The sequence below is a fragment of the Sphingopyxis sp. genome (assembly GCF_041916015.1).
In the GTDB taxonomy this organism is placed as follows: domain Bacteria; phylum Pseudomonadota; class Alphaproteobacteria; order Sphingomonadales; family Sphingomonadaceae; genus Sphingopyxis.
On record NZ_JAYSAH010000006.1, the window covers coordinates 1 to 8,518 of the forward strand.

At 64.5% G+C, this 8,518-nt stretch carries 10 protein-coding genes, 1 tRNA gene and 2 pseudogenes; 8 read left to right on the forward strand and 5 right to left on the reverse strand.

The features are described 5' to 3' along the window. Positions 1-120 (forward strand): annotated as a pseudogene (locus tag ACE3SL_RS00800) (IS5/IS1182 family transposase); the annotation flags it as partial. 152 nt (positions 121-272) lie between these two features. Here the strand turns inward: ACE3SL_RS00800 and ACE3SL_RS00805 are convergent. After that, positions 273-1,514 (reverse strand): NADH:flavin oxidoreductase/NADH oxidase family protein, encoded by a 1,242-nt coding sequence (locus ACE3SL_RS00805; protein ID WP_374523862.1) that lies wholly within the window; start codon positions 1,512-1,514, stop codon positions 273-275. Between the two features lie 85 nt (positions 1,515-1,599). On the opposite strand from ACE3SL_RS00805, the gene ACE3SL_RS00810 reads away from it, so the two are divergent. Then, a complete protein-coding gene (locus ACE3SL_RS00810; RefSeq protein ID WP_374523863.1) occupies positions 1,600-2,049 on the forward strand; it encodes a MerR family transcriptional regulator in 450 nt (149 codons plus the stop codon). Between the two features lie 2 nt (positions 2,050-2,051). Here the strand turns inward: ACE3SL_RS00810 and ACE3SL_RS00815 are convergent, their stop codons facing one another. Together ACE3SL_RS00815 and ACE3SL_RS00820 are read right to left on the reverse strand one after the other, a co-directional pair. Next, the gene (locus tag ACE3SL_RS00815) at positions 2,052-2,735 is read right to left on the reverse strand and encodes a type 1 glutamine amidotransferase domain-containing protein (protein ID WP_374523864.1); all 684 of its coding nucleotides are present in this window, start codon (positions 2,733-2,735) and stop codon (positions 2,052-2,054) included. A gap of 302 nt (positions 2,736-3,037) precedes the next feature. Continuing rightward, positions 3,038-3,113 (reverse strand) — tRNA-Trp (locus ACE3SL_RS00820). A gap of 92 nt (positions 3,114-3,205) precedes the next feature. Between ACE3SL_RS00820 and ACE3SL_RS00825 the strand changes: the two genes are divergently transcribed. From ACE3SL_RS00825 to ACE3SL_RS00835, 3 genes are all read left to right on the forward strand, one after another. Then, positions 3,206-4,150, forward strand: coding sequence for a DMT family transporter (locus tag ACE3SL_RS00825; protein WP_374523865.1), 945 nt, complete (start codon positions 3,206-3,208; stop codon positions 4,148-4,150). Beyond that, positions 4,147-4,764, forward strand: coding sequence for a glutathione S-transferase family protein (locus ACE3SL_RS00830; protein WP_374523866.1), 618 nt, complete (start codon positions 4,147-4,149; stop codon positions 4,762-4,764). The genes ACE3SL_RS00825 and ACE3SL_RS00830 overlap by 4 nt, the downstream gene beginning before the upstream one ends. A 218-nt stretch (positions 4,765-4,982) precedes the next feature. Then, positions 4,983-5,189 (forward strand): hypothetical protein, encoded by a 207-nt coding sequence (locus ACE3SL_RS00835; RefSeq protein ID WP_374523867.1) that lies wholly within the window; start codon positions 4,983-4,985, stop codon positions 5,187-5,189. Positions 5,190-5,201: 12 nt separating this feature from the next. On the opposite strand, the gene recF is transcribed toward ACE3SL_RS00835, so the two are convergent. Beyond that, a complete protein-coding gene (gene recF, locus ACE3SL_RS00840; protein ID WP_374523870.1) occupies positions 5,202-6,311 on the reverse strand; it encodes a DNA replication/repair protein RecF in 1,110 nt (369 codons plus the stop codon). Positions 6,312-6,572: 261 nt separating this feature from the next. Here recF and ACE3SL_RS00845 point away from each other — a divergent pair, with 261 nt between their 5' ends. Then, on the forward strand, positions 6,573-6,701 hold the full coding sequence (locus ACE3SL_RS00845; protein WP_374523868.1) for a hypothetical protein: 129 nt from the start codon (positions 6,573-6,575) through the stop codon (positions 6,699-6,701). Between the two features lie 58 nt (positions 6,702-6,759). After that, the gene (locus ACE3SL_RS00850; protein ID WP_058816939.1) at positions 6,760-6,939 is read left to right on the forward strand and encodes a PspC domain-containing protein; all 180 of its coding nucleotides are present in this window, start codon (positions 6,760-6,762) and stop codon (positions 6,937-6,939) included. 187 nt (positions 6,940-7,126) lie between these two features. Here the strand turns inward: ACE3SL_RS00850 and ACE3SL_RS00855 are convergent. Then, positions 7,127-7,318: pseudogene (locus tag ACE3SL_RS00855) on the reverse strand (transposase); the annotation flags it as partial. Positions 7,319-7,802: 484 nt separating this feature from the next. Here ACE3SL_RS00855 and ACE3SL_RS00860 point away from each other — a divergent pair. After that, positions 7,803-8,381, forward strand: coding sequence for a hypothetical protein (locus tag ACE3SL_RS00860; RefSeq protein WP_374523869.1), 579 nt, complete (start codon positions 7,803-7,805; stop codon positions 8,379-8,381). The last annotated feature ends 137 nt before the right edge of the window (positions 8,382-8,518 follow it).

Here is an 8,518-nt window from a genome sequence, read left to right on the forward strand (position 1 = left end):
ATTGAGATTATGTTCGGTCGCCTGAAAGACTGGCGCCGCGTCGCAACCCGCTACGATCGGTGCCCGAAGGCCTTCTTCTCCGCCGTCGCCCTCGCTGCCACTGTCATCTTCTGGCTCTGATCAATGAGTCCTGACCCTAGGACGGCGACCTTGTGCCCTCCGAAGTCGACCTCTGTGAACCGCTCAGTCATGCCAGCGCCTCTCGCGACGCCATACTAGGCTTGAACCCCGGTTGAAGGTCAAGGCCGCCGCCTGCCTGATCAACCCTTCCATCATGCCAGAACCTCCGACCGGCCTGCCATCCAGCGACGATAGGCGCGTGCGTTGCGCTTCGCATCGAGTTGCGAAAGCAGAAGCGCCCAGATGGGCGAGACATGGGGGTTCGTTCGCCGTCTCCGGCCGAGGCGAACGAGCTGGTATCGCACCGCCGCCATATGTGCCGACGAAGCGACCGGCTTGTTCTTCCACTCGATCGGTTTCAGCGCCGGCGCATCGCCGCCGCCGAGCCGCCACGCACGCGGCAGGCCGGGTTCGATCGCGAGCGCGGTCGCGATCCCTGCCATCGCAACACCGCTTTCGACCACCGCCTCGGCGACCGCGCGGCGGCGGATGCCGCCCGTCACCATCAGCGGCATTGTCGCGGCCGCGGCGATATCTTTCGCGAACTCGAGGAAATAGGCCTCGCGCGCGAGCGTCCGGTCGTCGCGGGCGGCGCCCATCATCGCCGGCGCTTCATAGCTGCCGCCCGACAATTCGACGAGATCGACGCCGAGCGGAGCGAGCATCGCGACCACCGCGCGCGCGTCCTCGGGCGAGAAGCCGCCGCGCTGGAAATCGGCCGAGTTGAGCTTGACCGCGACCGCGAAGTCCGGCGCCACCGCCGCCCGAATATCGCGGACGATATCGAGGAGCAGGCGGGCGCGGTTTTCGAGGCTGCCTCCCCATTGATCGGCACGCCGGTTCGACAGCGGCGAGAGGAACTGGCTCAAGAGATAGCCGTGCGCGGCATGAACCTCAACGCCGGTGAAGCCTGCACGCTCGGCAAGCCGCGATGTCGCGACAAAGCGCTCCCGAACGTCGTCGATTTCCGTGACCGTCATTTCACGCGGCACAGGAAAGCGATTCGACTGCGCCCCGAGATCGAGCGCGATCGCCGAGGGAGCGAGCGTCTCTTGCCCCAGCCCGGCCGGCATCTGGCGCCCCGGATGGTTGATCTGCATCCAGACCTGCGCGCCTTTTGCGCGCGAGACGCCGGCCCACGTCTTGAAGCGGTCCAGATGGCGGTCGTCCTCCAGCACCACCCCCGCCGGTCCCGTCATCGCGCGCGCATCGACCATGACGTTGCCGGTGATGATCAACCCTGCCTCGCCATCGGCCCAGGCGCGGTAAAGACGGATCAGTTCGTCCGACGGCGCATGATCGCCGTCGGCCATATTTTCTTCCATCGCCGCCTTGGCGATGCGGTTGGGAATCGTGGCGCCATTGGGCAGCGTCAGTGAGGAAAAGAGCGACATTTTTCGAGTCTCCGGGAGAGAGGTTTGACAGCTTCTAACATTCAAGTTAAATTTAAGGTCAAGCTTCAATTTCGAGGACCCGGACATGAAGATCGGCGAACTGGCCAAGCGCAGCGGCCTCTCGCAATCGCGCATCCGCTTTTACGAAAGCATCGGCCTCCTGAAGATGGTCGACCGCCGGCCGAACGGCTACCGCACCTATCCGCCCGAGGCGCTCGTGGCGCTCGAACTGATCGCGACCGCGCAGAAGGCGGGCTTCAGTCTCGACGAGATCCGGACGCTCGTCCCCGGCGACCTCGATCGATGGGATCATGGCGCGCTGATCCCGGCCTTGCGCCGCAAAGTCACCGAAATCGAGGAGCTGGAGACACGGCTCGCAGGCAGCAAGAAGCAACTTGTCGCCCTTATCGCGGATATCGAGGCGAAGCCCGACGACGTCGATTGTGCCGACAATGCCCGCCGCGTGCTGAGCCGCATGCTCGGCGCTGACCTGGGCGGGCACGTAGGCGGCCGGAAGCGCGCGAGCCGGACCTGAGTTTAGAGCAGCGAGGCGACCTTCGCGGCCGTCGCCTTCGCCGAGAAGGGATTTTGTCCCGTCACCAGACGTCCATCGACGACGACGTTGGAAACGAAAGGTATCAGCGCTTTCTCATAGAGCGCACCGCGCGCCTTCATTTCCGCCTCGGCATTATAAGGCATTTTCGATGCGACCCCCGCCAGCACCTCTTCGATCCAGGAGAAGCCCGTCACGGCCCGGCCGGCGACGAGCAAGGAATCATCGGAGAGCCGGACATTGAGAAGTCCGCAATAGCCGTGGCAGACGGCTGACACGATACCGCCCTGCTCCCAGATGCCACGCGTCAGCGTCTGCAATTCCTGGCTTTCGGGAAAATCCCACATCACCGCATGGCCGCCGGTGAAGTAGATGGCATCGACGGTCGCCGGATCGACGTCACACGGCCGCGCAGTCGTTTGCAGCAATGCCATGCGGGCTTCATCGGCGAGCCACGCCTTTGCGGACGCATCGCGCAACGGCCATTTGAGGGCCCGCGGTTCGAGAGGCGAGACGCCACCTCTGGGACTAATGATGCGCTGCTCATATCCCTTCCCCGCAAAGATATCCCACGCATGGGTCAGTTCGGAGAGCCACAGTCCGGTGGGGTGCGACGGATCCGTATAGTGCGAGACATTGCTCACGACGTGGACGATGCGCCTGTTCATGCAGAAAACCTCGGCGAATTGCTGGCCCGGAAGCCCGGATACGGCCCTCACCAATAACCTTGATCCTTGGATGAAGGTCAATAGCCCTACCCAGATCAACGGTCCGCGTTTGGCTTCGATTGGCCGGTTGCGGAAAGGCAGTTCGAGAACGGCAAGCGCGATGGCAGAGGTGGTTCGGGCCGCACTCTTTCCGGACTATTCGGACACTCTTGAACACGGCCGGCACTATAGCAGCTTGTCGGCGGGAGCAGGCTGGTCGCGGCAGCTTGTTCTGGGACGTCATGAGACGTTCCGGGACGGCCTGGCAGGGGCAGCAGGATTCGAACCCGCGACCCTCGGTTTTGGAGACCGATGCTCTACCAGCTGAGCTATACCCCTAGGCCGGAGTGGGCCCCTAGCTTGATTATCGCGGGGGGGCAAGGGGGATGACGGCTTGCCTCACGCAATGTGGCTGATATGCGCGAACGCCGATGACCTCCCATCCGCCAGCGACCTCGTCCTCCGGCCCGCCGCAGCATTATCTTGGCGGCATCGCGCTTCGGCTGCTCGCGATGGCGAGCCTGTCGCTCATGTTCGTGATCGTGAAATATATCGACGCCGCGGGCATCCACATCCTCGAAAGCCTGTTCTGGCGGCAGGCGCTCGTCATTCCCTTCATCCTGGTCTGGGTGGCAACGCACGGCGGGCTCGCGACGCTGAAGACGCGGCGCATCGGATCGCACGCGCGGCGCGCGATGATGGGGCTGACCGGCATGGCGTGCAATTTCGGCGGCATGATCCTGCTGCCGATGGCCGAGGCGACGACGATCAACCTGTCGGTGCCGATCTTCGCGGTGATCTTCGCCGCGCTGCTCCTCGGCGAGCCGACCGGCTGGCAGCGATGGAGCGCGGTGATCGTCGGTTTCGTCGGCGTCCTCGTCGTGCTCAATCCCGGCGCGGGCTTCGCCGCGGGGTTCAGCGGCACGCACGGCACCGGAACGCTGATCGCGCTCGGCGGCGCGATCATGACCGCGCTGATCACGATCGCGGTGCGCGATCTCGGCCGCACCGAGGCCGCGGCAACGATCGTCTTCTGGTTCAGCCTCCTGTCGATGATCCCGCTCGGCATCGCCCTGCCCTTCGTCTACACGCCGCACAGCGCACACGAATGGCTGCTGCTGCTCGGCCTCGGCCTGTCGGGCGCGGTGGTGCAGATGTCGCTGACCGGCGCCTTGCGCCTCGCCCCGGTCGCGGTCGTGATCCCGATGGATTATTCGGCTCTGCTCTGGTCGATCGCCTGCGGCTGGTTTTTCTTCGGCACCCTGCCCGCCGAGGCGACCTGGGTGGGCGCGCCGCTGATCATCGCGTCGGGCCTGTTCATCGCCTGGCGCGAGCATCGCCGCCATATCGACCGCCCGAAGGAGGTTGCCGCATGAGCCTGCCGATCCTCTATCACTGCGCCGATGCGCGCTCGCTGCGCTGCCTGTGGGCGGTCGAAGAGGCGGGGATCGGCGTCGACCTGCGCCTGCTCAGATTCCCGCCGCGCGCGTTCGAGCCCGATTATCGCGCGGTGAACCCGCTGATGACGGTGCCCGGCTGGGTCGAGGACGGACGGCTGATGACCGAATCGGCCGCGATCTGCGAGCGCATCGCCGAGGGCACGCCGCTCGAGGTGCGCCGCGAGGAGGCGGATTATTGGGACGCGCGCAACTGGCTGCACCGCAGCGACGCGACGCTGACCTTCCCGCTCGCGATCATGCTTCGCTACACGCGCGTCGAGCCCGAGGAACGCCGCCTCGCGCAGGCGGTCGCCGACTACAAGGCCTTCTTCGGCGGCCGCGCGAAGAGCATCGAGGCGGCGCTCGCCGACGGGCGCGAATGGCTCGTCGCGGGACGCTTCACGGTGGCCGACATCGCGATCGGCTATGCGGCGTTTCTCGCCACGACGTTGGGCGCGGACGATGTGCTGGGCGAGGCGACGAAGGCGTGGCTCGACCGCTGCATGGCGCGCGAGGGATTCCGGCGCGCACGGGAGCGGCAGAAGGGTTGAGGCCGAAGGCGGCTTCAGGGTGGAGATCGAACGCTGCCCTTACTTTACCTCGTCATCCCCGCGAAAGCGGGGACCCAGAGCGTCCGTAAGCTTACCCATAACTGGGTTCCCGCTTTCGCGGGAATGACGAGCGGAGGGTGTGTCCGCTTCCAGTCGCTAGCAGACACTCTTTCTTTCCCCTCTGGACAGAATCACCGTCCCGTCGCTACCCGCGCCCCATGGGAATCACCGCAACGATCATGAACACGACCACCGGCCAGCCGCTCCAGAAGATGAGCTTCAACCGCATGCCGAAACCGTGGGCCAGCTTCACGCTGGCGACCGGCGAACTCGTCACCGCCGAACGCATCGACGTCGGCAAGCCCGCGCCCGGCCAATTCGCCGCACCGATCAGCATCTGGGTTACGGTCAAGCCGAAGGATTGACCCCCGCGGCGCTCAGCCCGGCGCGATCCGTCCGCCGGCAATCCGAAAACGCGTCACCGGCCCCGGCATGTCGGCGAACAACGCCGCCTCGGTTCCGGTGAGCCACGCCTGCCCGCCCTGCCCCGCCAACCGCGTGTAGAGCGCGGCGCGGCGCGAGGGGTCGAGGTGCGCCGCGACCTCGTCGAGCAGCAGCACCGGGCGCTGGCCGCGCAGCCGCGCGACGCAATCGCTGTGCGCGAGGATCAGCGACAGCAGCATCGCCTTCTGTTCGCCGGTCGAGCAGCGCGCCGCGGTGCGGCCGGTTGCGGCGTGGACCGCCGACAAATCATCACGGTGCGGCCCCGCGGTCGCACGGCCCGCGACGGCGTCGATGCGGCGGCGCGAGGCAAAGAGCGTTCTGAGGTCCTCGACTTCATGGAGCCGATGGCGGGCCTCTCCGTCGCCGTCGACCAACGTCAGAAGGGGGCGCGCGAAGGGCGCATCGGGCTGTCCGGCCAGTTCAACCGCGAGCGCCGCGAGCGTGCTTTGCCGTGCCGCATCGATCGCCGCGCCGTGCTCGGCGAGTTGCGCCTCGAGGCTGGTCAGCCATTGCGGATCGGCGCCGGCGCCATCGACGAGCAGCTTGCCGCGCGCGCGCAGTGCCGCATCGTAACGATTGCCGTGCTGCGCGTGCCGCGGGTCGAGCGCGAGGACGAGCCGGTCGAGGAAACGCCGCCGGTTGCCTGCAGTCTCGACGAACAGCCGGTCCATCGCGGGGGTCAGCCACAGCACCGCGATCCATTCGCCGAGCGATGCCGCGGCCGCCGCCGCGCCGTTGATGCGGACGATGCGCCGGCCCGGATGCGCGGGCTCGATTCCCGTTCCCAGCGCGACCGGCGGCAGGTCTTCACCCGCCTGCACTTCGGCAAAGATGGCGAACCCGCCACCGGCCCCATCGCGCACCATGTCCGGCAGCGCCGCGCGGCGCAGTCCGCGGCCCGGCGCAAGCAGCGAGATCGCTTCCAATATGTTCGTCTTGCCCGCGCCATTGTCGCCATGAAGCGCCACGAGACCCGGCCCCGCTTCCATCTCCGCGCCGGCATGATTGCGAAAATCGGTCAGCGAAAGGCGGGCGAGCGTCATCTCGATCGCGACTACCGCACGTGTCCGTCCGGCGCCAGCCTCCAACATTCTCGCCATCCCGGATCGAATTCAGGGCAGGGAACCTGAAATTCTCCCATTGTTGGTACTTTTCACCATATTACCGCAAAATTCCCGCTGAAATAAAATTTCGTGAACCCGAAAACCGCGCTTAACCGCCAATGAATGAAATTGGCACGCCTCCTGCAATACATCAAGCATCCACCGGAAGGTCCGGCGGAACCATACAGGAAGGACAAGATCATGGCCCATTTCAATATCGACTCGCTCAAGAGCTACGCGATCGCCGCGGTTGCCTCGCTCTATTGCTCGCTGATGCTTCTCGCCGCTGTCGGCCCGAACGCTGCGCATTTCGGTGGACTGGTCGCCTGACCAGTCCCCGGATACCGCCAAAAACGCCGGCCCTCAGGCCGGGATCGAAAGGAAAGACATGAACCAGGGTTTTCGCAAGAATCGTCGGAACGGGATGATCTTCGGCGTGTGCGCCGGGATGGCGGACCAGTTCGGCATCGACGTCTTGTGGACGCGCGTCGCCTTCGTTGCCCTGACGCTCCTGGGCTTCGGCCTGCCGCTGTTGCTGTACCTCGCCGTCGCGATCCTCGCGCCCTAGGACAGCGAAGGGCCGGTCGCTTTCAAAGCGCACTCGCACCGGCCCGCACATTCCCCAAAAGACCAAGGGCTCACCGGCCAAGCCGGTGGGCCTTTTCCTTGCATTGGCTGGCAACTGGATGCGGACATTCGGCGTCTCGCACCTTCGTCATTCCCGCGAAGGCGGGCATGGTCCCTGGGCTCAGGACCCATTGATTACAGAGCGTCATTGCCGGACCATATTCCCTCGGCGCATCCCGCCACCTCAGCCCATGGCGATTGACGGAGATGATTCCGCCCAAAACCCGCCGGTCGTCGATGCGCTCGCAACCATGGCTCTTCGGAAAATAGAGCCGAAGAGGCGCCACCTTCTCGTCCGCCAGCCAGAACAAATCGCTCAAATTCAGGCTCCTTCACGGTCACCTGAATCATAGGCCCCGCCCCAATTCAATGGGTCCCTTGACCCTAGGTCGCTGGGCGTCTTCATCGCACATGCAAGTCATATCGCGATCGCCGAAGGCCAGCATCTATAGGAAGCGTTGAAACGGACGACGAAGCTGCGATGAGGAACCGCATCGCAAGGTCCGCGATATGGACGTGCTGATCGTAGGGCTCGGTCGAACGAACGGCCGCTTGCGAGACAACGGGATTCGGATAGGAACAGCGAAATCGACGCTTAGCTGCCGGAAGAAAACGTTGGAATCATGAGCGTTCCTATCGAGCTTGCATCGCGGCGGCACCCGCAAGGCCCAAGCCGAAATTTCTGGCGCACGCGATTTTTTTGCCTCAAGATTCGACCTGTGGAACAACGAATTTCATCGTTGGCGCGAAGATGCAACAGTGGATGCGGATGGCTCGCCCGTCACAAGCAGGCCCAGTAACTGAATGAAAAAAGATAACCATGTTGGAGGGGCGGATGTGGTGAGCCTTTGCGGGGCTTGTGCCAAAGACCCCGAGTTGAAGGCCCTGGTCGCGAGCGACCTCGCCCATGGCATTTGCGGGGTTTGTGGTTCGAGCGCCTCCATGGTCTACAATCCAGAGCGGTTCGCGGAGGCGCGCAACCTCATCCGGGCGCTGATCCGGTTCCACTTCAGCGAGCCAGACTATAATCCCGGCTATGGCGGCACATCGATCCGCAACATCCTTCTCGAAGAGCCGAATCCGGTAGTCGAGACGGCGACGCCTGGCCCTCATGCCGATGCCTTCATCTACCGGATCACATGGGAAGACGGGATGTACCCGGACCCCGACCGGGGCATCCGGCTCTATGCCGGAGAGGAGCCCAATCTCGAACAGTTGCTGAATTTCTCGCTTCCAGAGAGCAACTCGCGGTTCAGGAGGCTCGGGGAGAGGCTGAAGCATGAAAACTTCCATGCCGTCGAAGATGCGATGGAAGAACTCGTCGCCAGCATCGAGACCGACATCGTGTCTGAGGTGCGAAAGGACTCGCTCTGGTATCGTTGAGGATCAGCGTGCAATAGGCACCCCCTTCGTGGGGTGATCGGCGTGCAAAAAGGACCCCTTCATCCCGGGGATATAGTCGGCCGACTGGTTTTGATCAGTTGGCGAGAACGGGATGTTGATTGTGGAGACAGTGGTTC